17 protein-coding genes are annotated in these 22,310 nt (G+C 41.7%); 9 read left to right on the top strand and 8 right to left on the bottom strand.

What is annotated here, in order from left to right:
- Window positions 1–31: 31 nt before the first annotated feature.
- From MTO98_RS13560 to MTO98_RS13540, 5 genes are all read left to right on the top strand, one after another.
- Window positions 32–739: a 3'-5' exonuclease gene (locus MTO98_RS13560; protein ID WP_243487186.1), complete on the top strand. Its 708-nt coding sequence runs from the start codon at window positions 32–34 to the stop codon at window positions 737–739.
- The gene (locus MTO98_RS13555) at window positions 739–2,436 is read left to right on the top strand and encodes an ABC transporter ATP-binding protein (RefSeq protein ID WP_243487185.1); all 1,698 of its coding nucleotides are present in this window, start codon (window positions 739–741) and stop codon (window positions 2,434–2,436) included. The genes MTO98_RS13560 and MTO98_RS13555 overlap by 1 nt, the downstream gene beginning before the upstream one ends.
- An 81-nt stretch (window positions 2,437–2,517) precedes the next feature.
- Window positions 2,518–4,656: a ribonuclease R gene (rnr, locus tag MTO98_RS13550; RefSeq protein ID WP_243487184.1), complete on the top strand. Its 2,139-nt coding sequence runs from the start codon at window positions 2,518–2,520 to the stop codon at window positions 4,654–4,656.
- A gap of 92 nt (window positions 4,657–4,748) precedes the next feature.
- Window positions 4,749–5,723 carry a polyprenyl synthetase family protein gene (locus MTO98_RS13545; RefSeq protein WP_243487183.1) on the top strand — a complete coding sequence of 325 codons (975 nt, stop codon included), beginning with the start codon at window positions 4,749–4,751 and terminating at the stop codon, window positions 5,721–5,723.
- 50 nt (window positions 5,724–5,773) lie between these two features.
- Complete coding sequence (locus MTO98_RS13540) at window positions 5,774–7,366, top strand: M1 family metallopeptidase (RefSeq protein WP_243487182.1); 1,593 nt, start codon at window positions 5,774–5,776, stop codon at window positions 7,364–7,366.
- Window positions 7,367–7,632: 266 nt separating this feature from the next.
- Here the strand turns inward: MTO98_RS13540 and rpmA are convergent, their stop codons facing one another.
- From rpmA to MTO98_RS13520, 4 genes are all read right to left on the bottom strand, one after another.
- Window positions 7,633–8,052, bottom strand: a complete 420-nt coding sequence (gene rpmA, locus MTO98_RS13535; RefSeq protein ID WP_243487181.1) for a 50S ribosomal protein L27 — start codon at window positions 8,050–8,052, stop codon at window positions 7,633–7,635.
- Between the two features lie 48 nt (window positions 8,053–8,100).
- Window positions 8,101–8,409 (bottom strand): 50S ribosomal protein L21, encoded by a 309-nt coding sequence (gene rplU, locus MTO98_RS13530; protein ID WP_091211724.1) that lies wholly within the window; start codon window positions 8,407–8,409, stop codon window positions 8,101–8,103.
- A 75-nt stretch (window positions 8,410–8,484) separates the two neighbouring features.
- Window positions 8,485–8,958 carry a hypothetical protein gene (locus MTO98_RS13525; RefSeq protein ID WP_243487180.1) on the bottom strand — a complete coding sequence of 158 codons (474 nt, stop codon included), beginning with the start codon at window positions 8,956–8,958 and terminating at the stop codon, window positions 8,485–8,487.
- A 457-nt stretch (window positions 8,959–9,415) separates the two neighbouring features.
- Window positions 9,416–10,807, bottom strand: coding sequence for a dicarboxylate/amino acid:cation symporter (locus MTO98_RS13520; RefSeq protein ID WP_243487179.1), 1,392 nt, complete (start codon window positions 10,805–10,807; stop codon window positions 9,416–9,418).
- Window positions 10,808–11,080: 273 nt separating this feature from the next.
- On the opposite strand from MTO98_RS13520, the gene MTO98_RS13515 reads away from it, so the two are divergent.
- Genes MTO98_RS13515 through MTO98_RS13500 form a run of 4 tightly spaced genes read left to right on the top strand, consistent with a single transcriptional unit; the run spans window position 11,081 to window position 13,233 of the window.
- A complete protein-coding gene (locus MTO98_RS13515) occupies window positions 11,081–11,608 on the top strand; it encodes a hypothetical protein (protein ID WP_243487178.1) in 528 nt (175 codons plus the stop codon).
- Window positions 11,609–11,649: 41 nt separating this feature from the next.
- Entirely contained in the window at window positions 11,650–12,147 is a 498-nt protein-coding gene (locus MTO98_RS13510) for an RNA polymerase sigma factor (protein ID WP_090525007.1), read from the top strand.
- Window positions 12,134–12,724, top strand: coding sequence for a hypothetical protein (locus MTO98_RS13505; RefSeq protein ID WP_243487177.1), 591 nt, complete (start codon window positions 12,134–12,136; stop codon window positions 12,722–12,724). The genes MTO98_RS13510 and MTO98_RS13505 overlap by 14 nt, the downstream gene beginning before the upstream one ends.
- 2 nt (window positions 12,725–12,726) lie before the next feature.
- The gene (locus tag MTO98_RS13500) at window positions 12,727–13,233 is read left to right on the top strand and encodes a GNAT family N-acetyltransferase (protein WP_243487176.1); all 507 of its coding nucleotides are present in this window, start codon (window positions 12,727–12,729) and stop codon (window positions 13,231–13,233) included.
- A gap of 105 nt (window positions 13,234–13,338) precedes the next feature.
- On the opposite strand, the gene MTO98_RS13495 is transcribed toward MTO98_RS13500, so the two are convergent.
- Genes MTO98_RS13495 through ppk1 form a run of 4 tightly spaced genes read right to left on the bottom strand, consistent with a single transcriptional unit; the run spans window position 13,339 to window position 22,307 of the window.
- Window positions 13,339–15,696: a GAF domain-containing protein gene (locus tag MTO98_RS13495; protein WP_243487175.1), complete on the bottom strand. Its 2,358-nt coding sequence runs from the start codon at window positions 15,694–15,696 to the stop codon at window positions 13,339–13,341.
- A 25-nt stretch (window positions 15,697–15,721) separates the two neighbouring features.
- Window positions 15,722–19,327, bottom strand: a complete 3,606-nt coding sequence (locus MTO98_RS13490) for a BamA/TamA family outer membrane protein (protein WP_243487174.1) — start codon at window positions 19,325–19,327, stop codon at window positions 15,722–15,724.
- A gap of 51 nt (window positions 19,328–19,378) precedes the next feature.
- Window positions 19,379–20,275: an SdiA-regulated domain-containing protein gene (locus MTO98_RS13485; RefSeq protein ID WP_243487173.1), complete on the bottom strand. Its 897-nt coding sequence runs from the start codon at window positions 20,273–20,275 to the stop codon at window positions 19,379–19,381.
- Window positions 20,262–22,307 (bottom strand): polyphosphate kinase 1, encoded by a 2,046-nt coding sequence (gene ppk1, locus MTO98_RS13480; protein ID WP_243487172.1) that lies wholly within the window; start codon window positions 22,305–22,307, stop codon window positions 20,262–20,264. Before ppk1 ends, MTO98_RS13485 begins: the two co-directional genes overlap by 14 nt.
- Between the last annotated feature and the right edge of the window lie 3 nt (window positions 22,308–22,310).

The following is a 22,310-nucleotide window of genomic DNA, read 5'->3' as shown; positions in this document are numbered from 1 at the left end:
TCATTATCTTGCCTCCATAATTATTAATTGGATGCTTGAACAATACGACCTGCATAATATACTGGTAATTGATATTGAAACTGTACCCCAATACAGCAGTCATGAGCTATTGCCTGAAAAACTGCAGGTTTTATGGGAACTAAAAACCCGGCACCAACGCAAGGATGAACCTGCCGATATCCATTATGAGCGTGCCGGCATCTGGGCCGAGTTTGGTAAAATTGTATGTATTTCGGCCGGAATTTTTACGGCGGGAAAGAATATTGGTTTGCGGGTAAAATCGTTTGCTTCGCATGATGAAAAGGAGTTGCTTACTAAGTTTTCCTCCTTGTTGTTCAGCCAGCCCGCCAGCCTTGTTTTATGTGCTCACAACGGTAAGGAATTTGACTTTCCGTATATCTGCCGAAGGTTACTGGTAAACGGGATGCCCTTTCCGCAGCAATTGCAAATAGCAGGTAAAAAACCTTGGGAAATTGCCCATTTGGATACTATGGAGCTATGGAAATTTGGCGACCATAAACACTACACTTCATTAAATCTGCTCACCAGCATTTTTAATATCCCAACCCCAAAAGATGATATTGATGGCAGCGATGTAGGCCGCGTTTACTGGCATGAAAACCAGTTGGAGCGTATTTGCACCTATTGTCAAAAAGATGTGGTTGCAACAGCACAATTATTGAGGCGTTACCGCGGGGAAGAACTGATTGCGGACGAGTTTATAACCGTAGTAGGCTAATGCTTAAAGTAAACGATCTGTCGGTTAGTTTCAAGAATGGTAAAAGCCAGTTCAAGGCTGTAAAAGGAATTTCATTTACTCTTGATAAAGGCGAAACAATTGGTATTGTAGGCGAATCAGGTTCCGGCAAGTCGGTAACCTCCCTCGCGTTGATGCGTTTGCTTAACGAAACCCAGGCTGTAATAAACGGATCCGTACTTTTAAATGATGTTTGCCTGTGCAAATTAACCGAAGATGAAATGCAGCATGTACGGGGCAACCAGGTAGCTATGATATTTCAGGAGCCAATGACATCACTTAACCCTGTACTTACCTGTGGTTTTCAGCTAACAGAGGCGATACGGCTACACTTAGGTTTGAACAGCGCTGAAGCTAAACAAAAAACTATCGATCTTTTCAAAGAAGTACAATTGCCACGGCCCGAAGCAATATTTAACAGCTATCCTCACCAAATCTCGGGCGGGCAAAAGCAGCGGGTAATGATAGCCATGGCTTTAGCCTGCAACCCGGAGATCCTCATTGCCGATGAGCCAACCACTGCGCTTGATGTTACCGTGCAAAAAACGATTATTGAGCTACTGCATAAGTTAAAAGCCGAAAGGCATATGAGCCTGATCTTTATCTCACATGATCTGGGGGTGATCAAAGAAATTGCAGACCGGGTTTTGGTAATGTATAAAGGCGAAATTGTAGAAGAAGCTGCTGTAAAAGATCTCTTCGCAAACCCACGGCATCCGTACACTAAAGGGTTACTGGCCTGCCGGCCTTCGCCACAGCAGCATTTAAAAAAACTGCCTGTTGTTGCCGATTTTCTGGATGCGGACAAACCCGCCGTAACTATCGAAAGCATCAGGAAATTATACCACTATCCTGATGTTGAGATTGCTGAAAGAAAGCGCAAACTATATGAGCAGCAACCGCTATTAAAAGCGGAGAAGTTAAGTACCTGGTTCCCCACAGATGCAGGCTTTTTCAAGCGGAAAGACCACGTTGTAAAAGCGGTGAACAATGTGAGCTTTGATGTATATCCGGGCGAAACTTTAGGGCTTGTCGGTGAATCAGGATGCGGCAAAACAACTTTGGGGCGCAGCATTTTAAGGCTGATAGAACCTACATCCGGCAAAATCACTTTTGGAGGCACTGATCTGCGCGAACTAAATAAAAATGAGCTGAGGCAGATCCGGAAAGATATCCAGATCATTTTCCAGGATCCTTATTCGTCACTAAACCCTAAACTTACGGTTGGGCAATCGCTTATGGAACCCTTGCAGGTACATCAGTTTTATAGCAATGATACTATCCGCAAACGTAAAGTAATTGAACTGCTTGAACGGGTTAACCTGCAGCCTGCACACTTTAACCGTTATCCCCACGAGTTTTCGGGCGGGCAAAGGCAGCGGATAGTGATAGCCCGGGCCCTGGCGCTTCAGCCTAAATTTATCATTTGCGATGAATCAGTTTCTGCACTTGACGTATCCGTACAAGCCCAGGTATTAAACCTGATACGCGAGCTTCAGGAAGAACTTAAGCTTACTTACATTTTCATATCTCATGATTTAGCTGTGATCAAGCATATCTCCGACCGGATGATGGTGATGAACAAGGGCGAAATAGTGGAAACAGGATATCCTGACGATATTTATTACCGGCCTAAAGAGGAGTATACTAAGCGGCTGATAGCCTCGATACCGGGTTGATTAAAAACTTGGTTATATCGCTTGCCTGCCAGGCAATATCGGGTATTCAAAATTCAGTATCTTTGATACAAATTCTATTCTATGTCTAAACGCAAGAAAAACAACTCTTCTATACACCAGGTACTTACTCAAATGGTACTTGATATATTTGAACAAAACGGCAATACGCCACTCAACTATAAACAGGTTTCTGCTAAACTAAACGTTCGTGATTCCGAAGCGCGCGAAATCATTTATGAAATATTAAAGGACGAGGTCAAAAAATCTGTACTAAAAGAGATCGCCCCCGGCAAATTCCAGCTTCTTGAACTGAAAACGTTTATTGAAGGCGTGGTTGATCTTACCAACGATGGTTCGGCCTTTATCGTTACCGATGATGAGTTTGAAAGTGATATCTTCATTGCCCCGCGTAAACTGCGTACCGCCCTTAATGGCGACCGGGTTAAGGTTTACGTGTACGCCAAAAGCAAAGGTAAGCATAAGGAAGGTGAAGTAATCGAAATCATCCACCGTGCCAAAATGGAGTTTACCGGTGTGGTTAAACTATCTGAACGTTACGCCTTCTTCATCCCCGACGACCGCAAAATGATGCATGATATTTTTATCCCTATCACTGAGCTTAACGGGGCTAAAAACGGCATCAAAGCAGTAGCCGAAATTACCGACTGGCCAACGGAAGCAAAAAACCCTATCGGCCGGATCAAACATATCTTGGGGGCACAGGGCGAGAACGATACAGAGATGAATGCCATCCTGGCCGAGTATGGTTTCCCATTATCATTTCCGGCAGAGGTTGAGCACGATGCCGAAGAAATTTCGGACGTAATTACTGCCGATGAAATTGCCAAACGGCGCGATTTTCGCAATATCACCACTTTTACCATCGACCCGTTCGATGCAAAAGACTTTGATGATGCCCTATCCTATCGCGTACTCGAAAATGGCAATTACGAGGTTGGTGTTCACATCGCCGATGTTTCGCATTACATCATCCCCGATTCGGCTTTAGATAAGGAAGCCCTGGACAGGGCTACTTCTGTATACCTGGTAGACCGGGTAATACCGATGCTGCCTGAAAGGCTATCCAACGGCTTATGTTCGCTCAGGCCAAAAGAAGAAAAGCTTTGCTTCTCGGCCGTATTTGAATTGGATGAGAACGCCAATATTATTAACGAGTGGTACGGAAAAACCATCATCTACTCCGACAGGCGTTTTACCTACGAGGAAGTTCAGGACGTTATAGAAACCGGCGAAGGTGATTTTAAGGAAGAAATATTTAAGCTTAACGCACTGGCCTATAAACTGCGCGACCGCAAGTTTAAGAACGGGGCCATCAGCTTTGAAACTACCGAGGTTAAGTTCAAGCTTGATGAAACAGGCAAGCCAATTGGCGTTTATGTAAAAGAACGTAAAGACGCTCATAAGCTAATTGAAGATTTCATGCTGCTGGCCAACCGCAAGGTAGCCGAGCGCGTTAGCAAAATGGGTAAAGGCAAACACAAATACACTTTTGTTTACCGTGTACATGATTCGCCCAAGCCTGATGCGCTGGCCAACTTTGCCCAGTTTGCAGCAAGGTTTGGTTATAAGATCAACACCAAATCTGACAAGGAAACAGCCAAATCGCTCAATTACCTGATGGAAGATGTGGAGGGCAAAAAAGAGCAGAACGTGTTAACCCACCTGGCTATCCGTTCAATGGCTAAAGCTATTTACACCACCAAAAGCAGCAGCCATTACGGTTTGGCTTTTGACCACTATACCCACTTTACTTCGCCAATTCGCCGTTACCCAGATGTGATGGTACACAGGTTATTGTTCCATTATTTAAACGGCGGTCAATCGGCCAATGCCGAGTTTTATGAAAAGCTATGTTCGCACAGCTCTTTAATGGAAAAAAAGGCGGCAGATGCAGAACGTTCTTCTGTAAAATACAAGCAGGCTGAGTATCTTCGCGACCAGGTTGGCAACACCTTCATGGGCATCATTTCTGGAGTTACCGAATGGGGTATGTATGTGGAGATAATCGAAAACAAATGTGAAGGCATGATCCGCCTGCGCGATATTTCGGACGATTTTTATACTTTGGATGAGAAAAACTATGCCATCATAGGCCAGCGTAAAAAGAAAATTTACCAGCTTGGCGATGAAGTAAAGATCAAAGTAAAACACGTTGACCTAACCAAAAAACAGATAGATTTTTCACTGGTACAAGATTGATAATTGGTGAATGGTTGATTGGGTGAGTAGTTGATTGAGTTAAACGCTGAAACCACTCACTTAATCAACCTAATGAACCACTCACTAAATAAATGAAACAACTTACAGATTTACAGTTACTAATAAACGATGCAGTCGGCAAGCTAAGTTATCCTGCCTATCCAGCCGATTTGTACGAACCTATAAGCTATATTTTATCTATTGGCGGCAAGCGCATGCGCCCAGCCCTGCTCCTGCTGGCTTGCGACCTTTTTGGCGGTGACGTTGAAAAGGCAATTGAGCCTGCACTTGCCATTGAGGTATTTCACAACTTTACCCTAATGCATGATGATATCATGGACAAGGCACCTTTACGCCGTGGTAAAGTAACTGTACACGAAAAGTGGAACGCCAATGTAGCCATCCTCTCGGGTGATGCGATGATGGTGGAGGCCAACCGCATGATGATGAAAGTTGACGACAGCATTTTACGGAAAGTGCTTGATGTTTTCAATGATACCGCAACGGGCGTATGCGAAGGCCAGCAGATTGACATGAGCTTTGAACAGCGAAACGACGTAAGTATTGACGAGTACATCAATATGATTCGCCTTAAAACAGCGGTATTGCTTGGTGGTACGTTAAAGATAGGCTCTATCATAGGTGGTGCTGCATTAGCTGATGCTGATCTGATCGATTCGTTTGGGGTAAATCTTGGCATCGCATTCCAGCTTCAGGATGATATCCTGGATGTTTACGGCGATCCCGAAAAATTTGGCAAACAGGTTGGCGGGGATATCATCTCCAATAAAAAAACCTTTTTGCTTATTCGCGCCCTTGAGCTGGCTAAAGGCAGCCAGGCTCAAACATTGAACCACTGGCTAAACGCTGCCGAATTTGATAGTGCAGAGAAGGTTAAAGCCATAACCAGTATATATAACGAACTTGATATCAGGCTACACGCCGAAGAGGCTATGCAAACTTATGCAGATAAAGCCTTTGCAGCTCTTGATGCCATTAATTTACCTGAAGAGCATAAACAATACCTCCGCGATTTTGCAGATGGCTTGCTGGTGAGAGAGAATTGATTTATATTAAAACATTAAATTAAAATCGAACGGTTAGCTCAAATAGTTAAATGAAAAAGATCTTTTGTGCATTAGCACTCCTGTTAGCATCAGTCGCTCTCCATGCGCAAACCCTAACATCAGGCGGTAAGCTCAAACCAGAGCAGGCCATAATGGATGTGCGCCATTATACCATTTCGCTGGCTGTGGATCCTGTACAGAAAACTATCGATGGCTTTACCACCATCGATGTGATCATGGCAAAACCTACCAAAGTTTTATTATTTGATCTGTTAGATTCGTTGAGCATCAGCAAGGTTTTGGTAAACGGTAAGCAGGAGCCATTTGATTACAAAAACAACCTCATTACTATTAATACTGGCAAAGAGCTTCCTGCCGGTAAAGCAAGCATAAAAGTGATTTATGGCGGCAAGCCCCATGTTGCCCGTCGTCCGCCATGGGATGACGGCTTTATCTGGACCCGTGATTCAACAGGGCACCAATGGATGGCTATTACCGCCGAAGGTACAGGCGGCAAATTATATTTCCCTTGTAAAGATCATCCATCCGACGAACCAAACGAGGGTGTAGATATGTTCATCACAGTCCCTAAAGATTTGGTGGTTGCCGGGCCGGGATTATTGAAAGGTATTACCAGGCAAAAGGGAACAGCAACATTCCATTGGCAAACCAAATACAGCATTAACAATTACAGCATCTTGTTTAATGCCGGTGACTATACTGTTGTAACCCGTCCGTACACCACCGTTGATGGGCACCAGGTTCCTATCCAGTTTTATGTATTAAAAGAACATGCCGCCAAAGCCGAACACCACCTGGATATTTTTGTAAAAACTATTAAAGAACAAGAAAAATACTTTGGTGAATATCCATGGGTAAAAGAAAAGATCGGGATTGTTGAAACCCCTCACCTGGGTATGGAACACCAAACCATGAATGCTTATGGTGCTAAATTTAAATATACCAAAGTTGGCGGTGAAGATTATGACGGCTTAATGCATCACGAGTTTGGTCACGAATGGTGGGGCAATAAAGTAACGGCTAAAGATTGGGCCGATTACTGGATCCATGAAGGGATCTGTACTTACGGCGATGCACTGTATGTGCGGGAATTTGAAGGTGAAAAAGCTTATATCAAATTCTTCCAAAATTCGGCATTATCATTCGGCAATAAGGTTCCTATTGTAATGGGAAAAGACATCGACGAAGAATCGGCTTACAATGGAGATATCTATGGCAAGGGTGCATTCTTTATGCACACCCTCAGGTATATTATGGGCGACAGCACCTTCTTCCCTACCCTTAAAGGCTTCGTTACCGATCCGCGTTATACTTACAGCAATTTGGTCAATACAGATGATGTAATCCAGTATTTTAGCAAAGCTGCGGGTAGAGATCTGAAACCGCTGTTTGATCTGTACATCTACTCTGTCAATAAACTGGAAGTACATGTAAAAGCCCAGCGCGGCGACAGGTACCAGGTTCAATTGCTAAATATAGATATGGCTTTGCCTGTTGATATTAATATTGACGGCGTTACAAAGCGTTATACACTTGACAAAAAGGGCATCACTATAACAAGCAAAAGTATGCCGGTTATTGATCCGGATACTTATTATCTGAAGAAGCTGATCATCGAATAAGGACAAGCAAATTTCGAATGTGTCCTATTTTCAAAGATATCATAACATAAAAAAGCGTCATTGCGAGGCACGAAGCAATCCCAAACTATACAGAGGGACTCTGCTAATCGGGGATTGCTTCGTGCCTCGCAATGACGCTCTTCTCTTTTATCTCTAATGAGAGATCGCCGTCCTGAATAATCCAAAGATTTTTCACATAACCTCAAAACAAAAAATCCCGATCAAAACTGACCGGGATTTTTTATATCCTAATATTTGTTAACTGATTACTCAGCTACAGTTTCTTCAGCAGCATCAGCAGCTTCTTCTTTTTTAGCTTTTGGCGCAGCAGCTTTCTTTGCTTTTGGAGCTTCTTCAGCAGCAGGAGCTTCAACAGCTACAGCGGCTTTTTTTGCTTTTGGTGCAGGTGCAGCTACTTCTTCAACTTCAGCCTCAAATGGAACTACTGAAACGTATGAACGGTTATCAGCTTTCTTTTTGAAAACTACGATACCTTCAGCCAGGGCAAATAAAGTATGATCTTTACCAAGACCAACGTTTAAACCTGGGTTGTGTTTAGTACCACGCTGACGTACAATGATGTTACCTGCAATTGCTGGCTGACCACCGAAAATCTTGATACCTAAACGTTTGCTATGTGACTCACGACCGTTTCTGGAACTACCGGCCCCTTTTTTATGTGCCATTTCTTATATTTTTATGGAATTGCAGAACAACTCCGGTTTAACCTTTAATTATAATGTAATACCGGTGATCTCAATTTTGGTAAATTGCTGACGGTGACCGTTTTTCTTTTTGTAACCTTTTCTTCTTTTCTTTTTGAAGATAATTACTTTATCACCTTTTAAATGTGACACGATCTTAGCCGATACCTTAGCGCCTTTCAAATCAGAACCTAATTTGAATTTACCTTCGTTTTCTGCTAACAATACACTGTCAAATTCAATATTAGCGCCTTCATCGCCTTGTAGCCTGTGTACAAAGATCTGCTGGTCTTTAGCAACTTTAAATTGCTGTCCTGCTATACTTACTATTGCGTACATGTTTGTTAAATATTGTTTTAAATTTCGAGGTGCAAATATAGGGATTGATTATTTAATAAACAACACACCCGTATTTTATTTTTTACCGCGATTTTCAACGTCGGTAAGTTTATCCTGTATCTCTCGTATCAGCCGTTGGTTAGCGTCAATGAGTTTAGGGTTGCCCAAATAGTCGGTATCAAAAATTACACGCTTGGTTTTTTCCTTGTATTTAAACTCAATGATGTACCTAACGGTTTTGCCTGCGGCAGCAGCCGATGTATCACCGGTTTCCTTTGACGGGAAGTCCCAAAAGCCTAAATCGGCAGCCTTACGGTGCAAATATAACAAGTCGTCTTTAGTTAAGCGCAAATGCTCTTTAACCAACGAATCGCGCTTGTCGAGATATTGAAACGTGCCTGTATGTGAATCATATTTATTTACAAGGCTATCTTTATGACCGTACTGAAAACTCATTGATTCAAAATCAACGAAACGGTATGGCGCATTTTTGATCATCATGCCATAATAATAAACGCAGTACAGTATAAACGGTACCACAACAGTCATAATCAGAAATACTTTTTTTAAACGGGGAGACATATTTAATTAATTAGTGAATTAGTGCGTTAGTGAATTAGTGAAATTATTTTTTCTTATGTCATTGCGAGGTACGAAGCAATCGCGAACTATGCAGAGCGGCTCTGCTTATCGGAGATTATTAATAGCTATAATTGATTTATAGATATTATAACTCCTCTTTGGTCGGTTGTCGTCATTCTTTATAATAACGTAATTGTAAGTTATTGATTATTAATTCTATTTATAAACATGGGCGTTCCCGTTAGCTAACGGGCCGGGCTTTTCGTTACAAGTCCTCGCCTTTCTTACCCGCATACCCAACCCGCGCTGTGGGCTTTACACTGCAATCCCTAACGCGGCCCCTGCACCATCCTTAAAATGTATTTTGCACGGCATCACTGCTTTTTCAGGGTTTCCCCCATGGCTTTCCGCAATGACGATTGTTTTATTCTCTTATTATTTGAGTTCCTACCTCTTCCCTTTCCCATTTGCTCACTACTGCTGTCGCCATAGCATTACCAAGCACATTGGTGGCCGAACGCCCCATGTCTAACAACGGATCGATACCGATCAGCAAAAACAAACCTGCCTCCGGGATATTGAACATAGCCAACGTACCAGCAATTACCACCAGCGAAGCCCTTGGCACGCCGGCCACTCCTTTACTGGTTAGCATCAGCACCAATAACATGGATAACTGGTGCCCGAACGAAAGATGAATATCATATGACTGCGCCAGAAATAATGATGCAAAGGTCATGTACATCATGGAACCATCCAAATTAAATGAATAGCCCAATGGCAATACAAAGCTCACTATTTTATTACTGCAGCCAAATTTCTCCAATTCTTCTAATACTTTTGGATAAGCCGCTTCACTTGTTGAAGTACTGAATGCTATCAGCATGGCATCTTTAATGCTATTAAGAAGCCTGAATACCGGCTTTCTTAATACAATATACCCCGCCAATATAATTACCGACCAAAGTACGATCAGCGAAAAATAAAACTCGCTGATAAAAATGCCATAGGTTGAAAGTACGCCTATTCCTTGTTTAGCTACAACAGCGGTAATTGCTCCAAACACGGCTAATGGTGCCATTTTCATTACATAGCCTGTAATTTTCATGATTACATGAGCAAAGGCATCCATTGCTTTGATCACTATTTTACCCTGCTCGCCTATTGCCGCAGTAGCCACCCCAAAAAACAAAGAGAATACAACAATCTGTAAGATCTCGTTATTAGCCATCGCCTCAATAAAGCTTTTCGGAAAAACATGACCAACAAACTCGGTTAATGACAATGCCGTTTTTTTGATGCCTGTACTTAAATGACTATCCGGAAGCGGCAGGTGCATTGTTTTACCCGGCTCAAACAGGTTAACCAGCAGCATTCCTAATAATAAGGATACCAGCGTTGCGCTGATGAACCACAGCATTGTTTTACCGCCAATCCGGCCAACGGCCTTGATATCCCCTACCTTGGCTACGCCTACCACCAGTGTGGTGAACACCAATGGGGCAACAATCATTTTAATGAGGTTAAGGAAAATTTTGCTCAGGATATTGTAAAGTTCAAGTTTATCTTCCCTTGCATCCGTAGCCTGGCTTTGGAGTTTTACCTGGGCTATTCTTTGCAATTTAAGGTCTTTATAGGCAGACACCGTTGTATCGGGTAACCCTTCAATGGTTTTGTCGATTGTTTTAATAGCTGCACCGGCGGTACTTAGCTGCTTATTCAAATCGGCAAAAACGTAGGTATTGTAAATATAACCGGCTACCACACCCAATACCAGTGCAATAAAAATGAAGAGCGTCAGTCTGCTTTTTTTCATTTAATTTAATAAGCCTGCAAAACTACAAAATTTACGGGCGGTTTAAACAGGCAACGGAATATTCTATTTTATGATTAAGTTAAATGAAGAAACAAAATTATCGCCTCAAAGAAGTCGTGTTGTAATTTCTCCACTAATTATTTCGAATTAAAACGAATTGCACGAATGGTAGTCCCGTCTGCATTCGTGTAATTCATTTTAATTTTATTGAACTGCAAAGTCATTCGTGAAAGAATATTTAAACAATTAGTATTTTGGCAACGTATTTATATCATGAGCACCACAGCCTACGGATTACAACATATAAAAAAGGAAATTCAGCACCTGCCTACTGAGCAGCTTGCCGAATTGATGCTCCGCTTGGCGCGCTACAAAAAGGAAAATAAGGAGCTCCTTGCCTATCTCCTTTTTGAGGCCCATGATGAAGCCGCCTTTGTTGAAAAGGTAAAGGCCGAAGCAGGGTTCATGTTCAGTCAGCTATCGTCATTGAGCTACAACGCTGCAAAGGGCATGCGCAAAATACTGAGACTGTTAAGCAAGTACACTAAATTCATGGCCTCAAAAGGTGCCGAGATCGAATTATTGATCAATTTTTGCGAAAATTATGTTGAATATGCCGACAGGCGTACATCATACAAACCTTTAAGGCTGATATTAACAAGACAGGTTGAAAAGATCCGCGGGTTGATCAACAAGCTCCATGAAGACTTACAATTTGATTACCAGGACAGTTACAACAATTTAATAAGCGATGCCGAAACCAAACTTGGCTGGTTTAAAAAGAATGATCACTTGTTGTAACATATAAAGCTTAACATCGTCTAAATATAAAATTAACTGAAGTGGCCAACAAAGAAGCAGCATTCAAGCAGATATATGAAGCTAATTCTAAAAAGATATTCCATCTGTGCTATGGTTATACCGGCGATGACGATGCCGCCAACGACCTGTTACAGGAAACCTTTTTAAAGGTTTGGCAAAATTTAGAGAAATTCCGTAACCAGGCCATGATATCAACCTGGATTTACCGTATTGCTGTAAATACCTGTTTAACCTATTTGCGCTCGGAAAAACGCCAGGCCAAAGACGAACTTACTCCACAATTAGCTGAAACAAAACGGGAAGAGCTATCGGATAAAAACGAGCAGGTGGCTTTGCTGTACAAATGTATTTCAAAACTGGAAGAATCAGAAAGGATTATTATAACCATGGTGCTTGATGAAGTACCGTACCCCGAAATTGCCGAAATTTCGGGTATATCAGAAGGAAACCTGAGGGTGAAAATTTATCGTATCAAACAAAAATTAACGGAGTTATATAACCAGTATGAAAGACTTTGATCATTTGATGTCGGTTTGGCAGGGACAGCCAAAACCAGATCAGCTTTCGGTGGATGAGGTGCTGAAGCAAGTAAAGAAGGGGATCCGCAGCATAACTAACAAGTTGTACTGGACTATAGTAGCCATGGTGGCCATCGCGGCATTTGCGTTTATCGTTACATTTTTCCTGGCATTCAAATCAACTGTAACCACAATAGGTATTTTGATAGTATTGGTTACCATGCTCATGTACCTTTCTTTAATTTTAAGACATTATCATATCCTGAGCAAACAGGACGCAACGCTGAACCCAACCGAATACCTGCATAGTCTTAAAGAGTATCAAAAAAGCCGGTCGAAGGTAATAGGCTGGTTTTATTACATCTATATACTTATGATAAGCGCCGGGTTGGCCATGTATTTTGTTGAGGTACTTGAACACTCTTCATTAGCATTCAAGATAGTGACCTACAGCTCAATTGCTGTATGGTTTTTATTCACTACCTTTTATCTTAAGCCACGTATGTTTAAAAACGAGGAAGAAAAACTAAACCTGATGATAGACAGGCTGGTGCGCCTGCAGGAACAGTTTGATTAACGATGGTTGCTGAAACTGTTACAATTAAAAAACTAACATTGGCCGATGCTGAAGAATTATTGGCCTTAAGTAAAAAAACGTTTTTTTATTTTTTTGCGCATTTAAATAAGGCCGACGATATGGAGGCGTATTCAACTATCGCCTTTACGCTGCAAAAAATACAGTCAGAACTTAACAATCCTAACTCCCACTTTTTCTTTGCAATACTTAATGATGAAGTGATCGGTTATCTCAAACTTAACTACGGCCCTGCCCAAACAGAATTTCAGGATATAAACGCCGTTGAGATAGAACGCATTTACGTTTTAGCTGAGCATCATAGTAAAAAGGCCGGCCATCAGTTTATTGATTTTACTATAAAAGAGGCCGCTATAAAAAAGCTGCAATACATTTGGCTTGGCGTTTGGGAACATAATCAAAAAGCCCTTGCCTTTTACAAAAAACATGGCTTCGAAGTATTCAGCAGCCATGAGTTTATATTAGGCAGCGACAAGCAAACTGTTTGTTGATGAAAAAAGTGTTGTAAAGTAAAATCTTATCAAGCTCAAAGGGTTCGAGCCTGATAAAGTTTCTTTTCGCTTTGAGCCTTAAACTTTATGCTTGATTATTTGCTCTTAGCTATTCAATAATGGCAACTGGTAGTTAACACTAACCCTTAAAGCTTTTAAGCCGGTAACGCCCTGCAACTCTTCCAGGTCAAGATATTCCAGGTCATCAAGCAGATATCCCTGAACCTGCAGGTACCGGATATATTCGTCGTATTCTGCGGCTTCTGCCGGATTAAAATACACCATTGCTATTTTTCCGGGCTGAGTAAGGCGTTCAAAAGTCCCTGCCACCAAAACCTTATCGATACGTTTTTTGATCACCTCGTAACGGATATTATAGGCCCCCTCTACATCAAAACGCCTTTCATCGTTTCTGAAACTGATGTCTATAGCATTTGAATGGATAAATATCAAATGTGTGGTTTGCAGCGGTCGTGATAACTGGTCACCAAGCTCATTTGTCATCCGAGCTATCTCAGCCATCGACCGTAACTGCCATAAACGGATATTTTTAAGATACAGCATATCAAATACCCTGTGCGGCGCAATTGACTGCCCTATATAAATATCATACTCCACGCCATCAGTGCGGAATTTTTCAAAATAACAGGGAAATGATTCCTGTACTTCTGTCTGGGCCTGCTCCAGATACTGGTTGATAGAAGTATTAATCAGTTGCATTGATGTTTCCAGGTTACGCCTGTGCTCAAATGACGCGCCGGTTTCCTCGTTCATGGCATTAAAATACCTATCAATGGTTTCCTTTTCGGCCGGATAATTATTTCTGAAATGCTCCAGAAACGGGTCAACCTCATTATGCAGGAAAGTATCAAGCATCAACTCATCATTGGTAGTAATATACCCGCTTATACGTTCAAGCCACTCCTCGCATTTAGATACCAGTTTACCGGTTAAACTTAAATGGATATGTTCATTTAACGCCCGCAGAGTTTCGATGAGGATGGTGAGCAGGCTTTTCAAATCCTCCTGCAGGGCGCTGTTGCGCTCAACGGTGGAGTTACGGATATCAATTGCCCCAAATAAAGGGTAAACATTTTGAAAAGCTACCGTTTCTATTTCCTGGTTCTTTTTCTTCTTCCTTTTTTCTTTAACATATTTCCAGGCTACTTCATTAAACTTCCACTGAACAGATGGTTGTAACGATGTAAATTTATTTTTGATAACGCCTGCAATACGGGCCTCAAACTGGTCGATACTGTTTTGCAGTAACTGGGCAATAAGTGGTATTGTTGACTGTAACTTTGAAAGCAGCTTTTCATAAAAAACAATTTCCTTATATGAGTATACTTCCATTATACCAACGTTTTTTTTGTTGTAGTATACCGGGAAAATTCCATATGATTTAATGCCTGCCTGTTTTAACACCTGCAAAAATGGAAACTTACCTATTTTCTCATCCGTAATGGAGTTAAAGAAAATTGGCCTCGGGTTTTGATTATAGTCATCAATAATGGCATCAAAAGTTTCTTCGGCCAGATTAAAATCTTTTGCAGCCTTAAGCAAAATACTTCTTGAGCATTCGTCATTATCAAATATAGGCTCGTTGTTAATGGTTAAAAAAGGCATAAGCCCAAACTCGATACCGGTACTTTCGGCAAGGGTTTTAAGCGAGCTGATGATGTGTGCATACTGCTCCTCTTCATTTGCCGAATGATTAACCAGTTCGGTACGGATATTTTCAAGCGCGTGCGTCAGGGTTACATCCGTTAAGGTAATTATAGAAAACCCTTTGAACTTAAAAATATTAAGTGGGATTACCTTTTCAATTGCCTCAAGACTGGTATGTGAATGTAAATATGGTTCAATAGTATCAAAGCTAAGTTTAGGTAACTCCCCATTAAGTTCTATTTCAACAAAACGGGCATCAGTGTGGATATTAAAATATCTTGAAAGGCCTGTTTCAGGATCTTCGTATGAAAAAAGTAACTCATTCTTCATTGCTGATGAAAAACCATACATCCGCTCAAGAATGAGGTTGTAAATGAAACGTTTTTGCCTGTCGCTAAACATTTCATTTTTAGGTACATTCAGCGCGTATAAATTTGAATGATGGCTTGAATGAAACTCATAAAAGGCCTCGGTGCTGAAAAATATCTTATCAGGTACCGGTGTGCTCAGCGCCCAGTGAAATTCCTTTTCGTTGGCAATTGGCGGCGTAAGTATCGAATAAATAAGCTCAAGCATTTCCCTGTATTTCTCTGCGTCTGTTGGCCGCATATCCAGGTCAATACATATATCATGCTCAAAACGTTCTAAAACGTAGCGGTAAAACTCGCTTTTGAGTGTTTTTTCGGTAGCAATCCGTTCTTTTAAATGCGCCACGAACGGATTAAATGTCAGGCATGTTTCAACCTGGCAAATAGTACATTCGTTTTTGCTTATATTGAGTACTTCTGTGTGCATTTTTTAATTACAATTTTACCCTTCATTAAAATCTGAAACTGGTTGAAAGATAAGGGTACCATCCTTCTTCAGAGTAACCGGCAATTATTTTAATAACTGCCAGTCTTGCCGGTGCAACATAAAAACCGGCTCCGGTGCCATTATGCCATTTATCTGAGCTTTGTCCGTTTTCCCAAACACGGCCTATATCATAAAAGCCTATAACACCTATCTGGCCGGGAACTATGTAACTAGCAAAATCACTCAGCTTAATACGCAGTTCCAGGTTATTATAAAAACTATGCTGACCGGCAAATCTGTACAACCTGTAGCCTAACAAATTATCCTGCCCGCCTAAAAACAATGATTGGTAAAAGGCAGTTTTGCCAATGGTGATACCACCGCCTACCCTATCAGCTAAAACTATACTGTTTTTAGCGGTTAGGCTTTTATATAATGCAACCTGGGGTATTAATTGAGCAAAACTTGTGGAGTTATTATTTAAGCCTTTAAACTCCTGAAGCTTAATATTTATAAAACTTCCCCAGGCCGGCAGCACCTTATCATTGCGTTTATCACTGGTAAAGTTAACAACTATACCGGCGTGCATTTTTGTTTTATCAAAGGTATAACTGTCTGGCGCGTTTGTCAGTAACGGATATGTAATAAATCGGCCCTCATTGTCATCAACATCTAATTTATAGTACTGAAAGGCAGGGCCTACCGTTACAGAAGTACCAGATTCATTACGCCATCTGAAAGCCGGGCTGAACGTAAAATTAGTGAAGCGGGTACGGTGGTATTTACGATAGTCGCCAACCTTTATAAACTGGGTTTCATTCCCCCTGCCAAAAAAGTTGATATTATCAGGATAATCGAGCTGGCCATCCATTAAAAAGTCGGCTTTTCCAAAGGCATGGATCCACTCGCCGCTATATCTGACCTTGAATGCCTTGGTACTGAACGAGTGACTGGCAAACACGGTTTGAACATCATTATACGGCAGCTTTTGAAAACCTTCCTGATGTGTATATTTAAAACCGGCACCAAGCAATACCCCTTCATCCGGATTGTAAGAAATATTGGCCAGCGGCGCTATTACGTTCATAAGATTGACACGCAGGTAAGATGTATTTGCGCTATCCTTATCTATATGCTTGTTAACTTTTGACTCATCGCCGGTAATGCTGAGCTTTTTGCCCCTGTCATACAATTGCACCGTATTAACCGATTTTACAATATTGTAAGTTTTAGTGCCGGTACTATCAATAAACCTCAGTTTTATTGGCGAAGTGGCATTATCAAGCACCACTTTATCATCGCCGCCACTTACATAAATGCGAAGCTCTTTGGTAATATCGGGATGATAATTCTGGTTCATGAGCGTATCCTTAACTTCACCACTCTTATTTATCTTATTAATAATAACGTTAAGACTGCCATTTGGTTCATCCTTTACGGTTACCAGCTCATTTTTGTTGGAAGTATGGATATCAACTATTTTGTTGATAAACTTATAATAGTACTCCATTTCGGCAGGTATATTGGCCCGGCGTTCTTTCAGTTGTTTCAGTAATACATCATGTCTCAATTTATACGATGACTCCGGCAAGCGTCTTAAACCAGCCTCTAATACCTCATCAGTTTCGGCAGCAACAAAATCGTTCACAATTTTTGTCCACTGTTGATGACTGTACTGGATAGATGGCCACCTTTGCATAAACATGGTTTTCCATAACGAGTATTTGATATTGTATATTTCTCCGCTAAAACCCTGCAGGTTTGGTGCTATCCAGGGCTGTGCGGCTATGGTAGGCAACACCCCCTGGTTGGTATAAAACACCTGATCGCGGTCGCGGGGAACGGCGGTGTAAAATTTACCTTTCCCTTTATCCTCATCGCGCCAGCGCCATTGATCTCCGTGCCTGTCCCAATCGCCAATAAGTAAATCGAGCAAACGGGCGCGTAAAAATTCTTCGCCGTCTACAGTATTATCGTTATCCTCTAACATTTTACCTATCATTTTCACCGTATTATCCGATTTGCCGCCCGGTTCGCGCTCTTCAAGTAAACAAACCCTATTGGCAAAAATATTGGCATATTGTCCCAAAACCGGATCGGGCGAAACAACGCCGATTATGGGGTTTGCATGAGGCACACGGGCGGCGGTAGCCAGCGGCGGCACTATCAATGCCGAAAAAGGGTGCTGGGCGCTCATGGCATCATTAACCCAATCTTTAGCAAAGGTTTCCTGAAATTCATCAGGCAGTATTTTTTCCGGCTGCTTTTCTACACTCCGTAGCACCCACTCCTTGCCATCCTTGTCAATTAAACGAAGCGAGTGTGTTTGGAAACCGCCGCCAATACTTTCGGCTTTTAAACCACCATGAATTTGCGACAGCCTGATCACCGGCAATTTTGTTTCGGCGGCCCATTCCTTACGATAGTTTTCACCAAACCAGCGGCGGTGAAAATTACTTACACTATCATATTTGGGATGAACCCTGACTATCATGCTATCAGCCTTAATGGGTGTATGCAAGGTATCCGGAACGTTCTTTACCGGTGTGTATGGCTGTGTATAGGTAAACACCTGCTTAACACCCTGATCACTGTCTATATAGTAAGTAAAGCGCATCCGTTTGTCTATCAACATATCGGCTGTTACAAACCCCTGCGTAGCATCGGCAAAAAGCGAATATTTACCTTTTATGGCATAGGTTTGTTTGGCACCCGCCCCACTTACCACCTGCACCTGTTTGCTTTTGATAAATTGCAGGCCGTGCTCATGCCCGGCTACATGGATAAGATTGGGAAAACCGGCAAAAACGGCGTCAACCTTTTTGATCATATCTTTATACAGCGGGTGTCCCAGATCTTCGGGGTTTGAAAATGTGGAGCGCAAAAACGGATATAGAGAACCGATAACGGGCAGCGGTACCCAAAGATCTTTATTAACTACAGTAAGCGGAAAGATATGATCCTTTAATGAAAAGTAGCCCCCATGCGTACCATAACTCTGAAACGGATGATGCGATGCCAATATGATCACTTTATTTTTATTGTGTTCAAAAATCAGTTTGATCTTATCGGCAATATCATCTTTGTTTTTGCAATCGCATTCGGCACCGGGGTTGCTTTTGCTAAAAGGGTATAACCACCATTCACTATCGAAGGCTATTACCGTAAGGTCATTGGTAAGATTGATCTCAACCGGATCAGGACAACCATTTTCGGGCACCATTTTCAGCAGCTTATCACCCTGCTGATCTAAAAACTCCCATTGTCTTTTTATTTTAGCCAAACCAAGCGGCCCCATCTTATCCCAGTCATGATTGCCGGGAATAAAATAAACCGGCGCTCCGGCTGCACGCATTGGCTGATATTGTGATTTCAGGATTTTTTGGGTTTCGGCCTCTTCAGGGCTGCCGGGTAAGCCCATACCACGCGGATAAATATTATCGCCAAGATAAAATACCGAGGTTTTATTTTTTAGCACATTAGCAGCAGCATGCTTTAGAACCGCACTTTGCTGCATGTCCATCTCGCCGGCGTCACCAATCAGGATCATGCGGTATTGTATCGAATCCTGAGCTTGTGCACCGCAAAAACCCAGTAACAAAACAAACAGTAAGAGTAATTTTTTAATCATGATGGTTTGGTTAAGGTGTATGTTGTTTAAAATAGCAATAATTTACAAATGCTATTTTATAAAGCTGAATTTCAAAATATTACCGGCACTCAATTGGTCGCCCTCGTTTGAAATGTATAGGTTGCGCTGGTTATCAAATGCCATGCCTTCGGGCTGATTAAATATAGTGACACTTAAAGGGTACACGTTTTTTACTTTCCAGTTAACATCAGTCACTACCAGCATTTTATTTACTGACGAAAGGATATACCACTCGTTTGTGAAGGTATTTTTCGCCATGGCCGATGGACGGAAGGGCACACGTTTTTTATTGGCCAGGCGTTCAATTTCCTTAACATCAATTGCAAAACTGCCCGCTTGTTTCAGCATCCCGTCCGGCTGTAATTTCAAAATGTAACCGCTGCTGCTTTTTGATGTTTTTTCGTCGGCACAATGCTTGCAAAGCACGTAAACCAAACCGGTTTTATCGTCGGCACACATGGCTTCAAATTCGCCCTCCGGAAGTTCACCTTTAGTTTTCTTTACATTAGCCACTTCCTTGGTTCTAACCTGGCTAAAAGGAAAAGTGAATAATATACCATCGCTTTTAAGCATGATCACCTGCTCGCGGCAAATTGCCACATCTTCATAATCGCCGCTTTTGGCAAATTTGGTGTAGCTGGCTTTTTTATCGCCCAGTTTCAGGTTAAATAAAAAACCTTCTTCGTCCTGCTCGGCATACACCGAATCATTTTTGCCGTTGTGAAATGCAAAGCCGGAAATCTCCGTCAAATCATCGGGCATCTTGTATTTAACAGGTTTATTAAGATCATACCCCGGCGGACTTAAGGGGATAGCTTTCTCTTTATTTTTACATGAGATAATTAAAAAACCAGCAGCAACGGCAAACATAGCCATTGCAAAAACAGCCAATTTTCGTTTAACACCTTGTTTTTTAAACCCTTTCATATTCTTTTTGCTGTAAAAGTTCATAAATGGCCCGCTGCGATTGTACTTGCGGCTCAGTTTTATCAACCCTTATATTTTGCAATTGTTCATTTAATTTTACGGCCTGCACATTATCTGCCAGCTGAACATCAATCATGTTTATTACCTCATTCCTGATCCGTTCGTCATAAACAGGGAAACATACCTCGATGCGACGATAAATATTCCGGTTCATCCAGTCGGCCGAGCCCATGAATACTTCCTGGTTACCGCTGTTGTGGAATATAAAAATGCGGCCATGCTCCAGGTAGCGGTCAACAATACGCCTTACTGTGATATTTTCGCTCATACCTGGTACCCCTGGTATTAAACAACAAATACTACGCACTATCATCCTGATCTTTACGCCCGCCTGCGATGCTTCATAAAGTTTACCTATAAGTACCCGCTCTTCAAGATTGTTCAGCTTTATGGTGATGCCTGCCGGGTTTCCGTTACGTGCCTGCTCAATCTCCCTGTCAATCAACTCAATAAACCGTGATTGTAAATTAAACTGGGCAACCAGCAGGTGTTTAAAATCGATATCATACCCCTCTGCCGATTTTGCTTTTTTTCCGAGATAGATAAACAGCAAGTCCATTTCACGCAGTAATTGCGGGTTGGCTGTCATCATGATATGATCGGTATAAAAAGCAGCTGTACTTTCATTAAAGTTACCTGTTGCCAAAAGCCCGGCATATTTTACCCGGCCATCAACAAGGCGCTTTACTAAACCCACCTTGGCATGCACCTTTATAGCTTTATCGCTGTAAATGATATTGGCACCGGCTGCTTTTAATTTTTTAGCCCATTTAATATTATTGGCCTCATCAAAACGGGCTTTCAGCTCAACAAGTACCCGTACCTTTTTGCCGCTTTGTGCAGCGTTGATAAGCGCGTTCACAATACGCGAATCGCTGGCTACACGATAAAGCGTTACTGAAATTTCTTCAACACTTTCATCAATGGCTGCCTCGTTAAAAAAACGGAGGATAGCGTTGTACGACTGATAAGGCGCATGAAAAATACAATCACCCTTATCTATATAATCAAATATGGATTCATCGGCACTGATCTGCCTGTTTACCAGTGGCGGCCATTTTGTATACCTCAAACCAGGAATACCGACAGGTAAACCCATCAAATCCTTAAGGTTATGATAAAAGCCACCCTCCACAATACTTGATCCCTGTACACCCAGTTTATCTTCTATTAAATGTAATATCCTCAACGGAATACCTGGCTGATGCAGAAAACGTGTTGCCAATCCCTGGTCCCGTTTTTGAAGCTGTTTTTCTATCTGTTCCTGAACGTCACCGTCATAATCATCACTTAGTTCAAGCTCTGCATCGCGGGTTATTTTGAAGCTGTAACAGCCTTTTATTTTTTCCGTTTTGAATATCTTATCGAGGTTATACCGTACAATATCATCAAGAAATATGATATACTGTTTACCATCCCCATTAACACTAAAAAAACGTGGTAATTGGTTTGACGGAATGTTAACAATAACCGAGCGTTCTTTTCCATCGGTTAGTTCAAGGTTCACCAAAAAATAAAGCCGGTTATTTTCAGGAAAGAATTGTTTTTTGCCGCCCACAAGATCAATGGGCTGCAAAAAAGCAAGTACCTGGCTGTAAAAGTAATCGCTAACCTTATCAGCTATTGAAACCGGGATAGGCTCATTGAACAGCAGATCGACGTTATTTTCCTTTAGTAAAGGGATAAGCTTTTTAGTGAAAACCTTACCAAAACGATTTTGCTGACTTTCAACCAATTGCTGAGCTTTATATAAAACATCTTCGCTTTGCTCAGTTGTGCTGAGTATATTAAGCTTATGAAGGGCCATTACAACCGGCATTCGCACGCGGTAAAATTCGTCGAGGTTGGATGAGAATATAGCAAGAAAATTTACTCTTTCCATTACGGGGAGTTCTTCGCTTTCGGCCTCCATCAATATGCGTTCATTGAAAAGTAACCAGCTCAGGTCCCTGTCGAAAAATGAGTATTCCATAGT

This window comes from Mucilaginibacter sp. SMC90 (genome assembly GCF_022811725.1).
Lineage (GTDB): Bacteria > Bacteroidota > Bacteroidia > Sphingobacteriales > Sphingobacteriaceae > Mucilaginibacter.
This window is presented reverse-complemented; position numbering and strand designations above follow the sequence as displayed.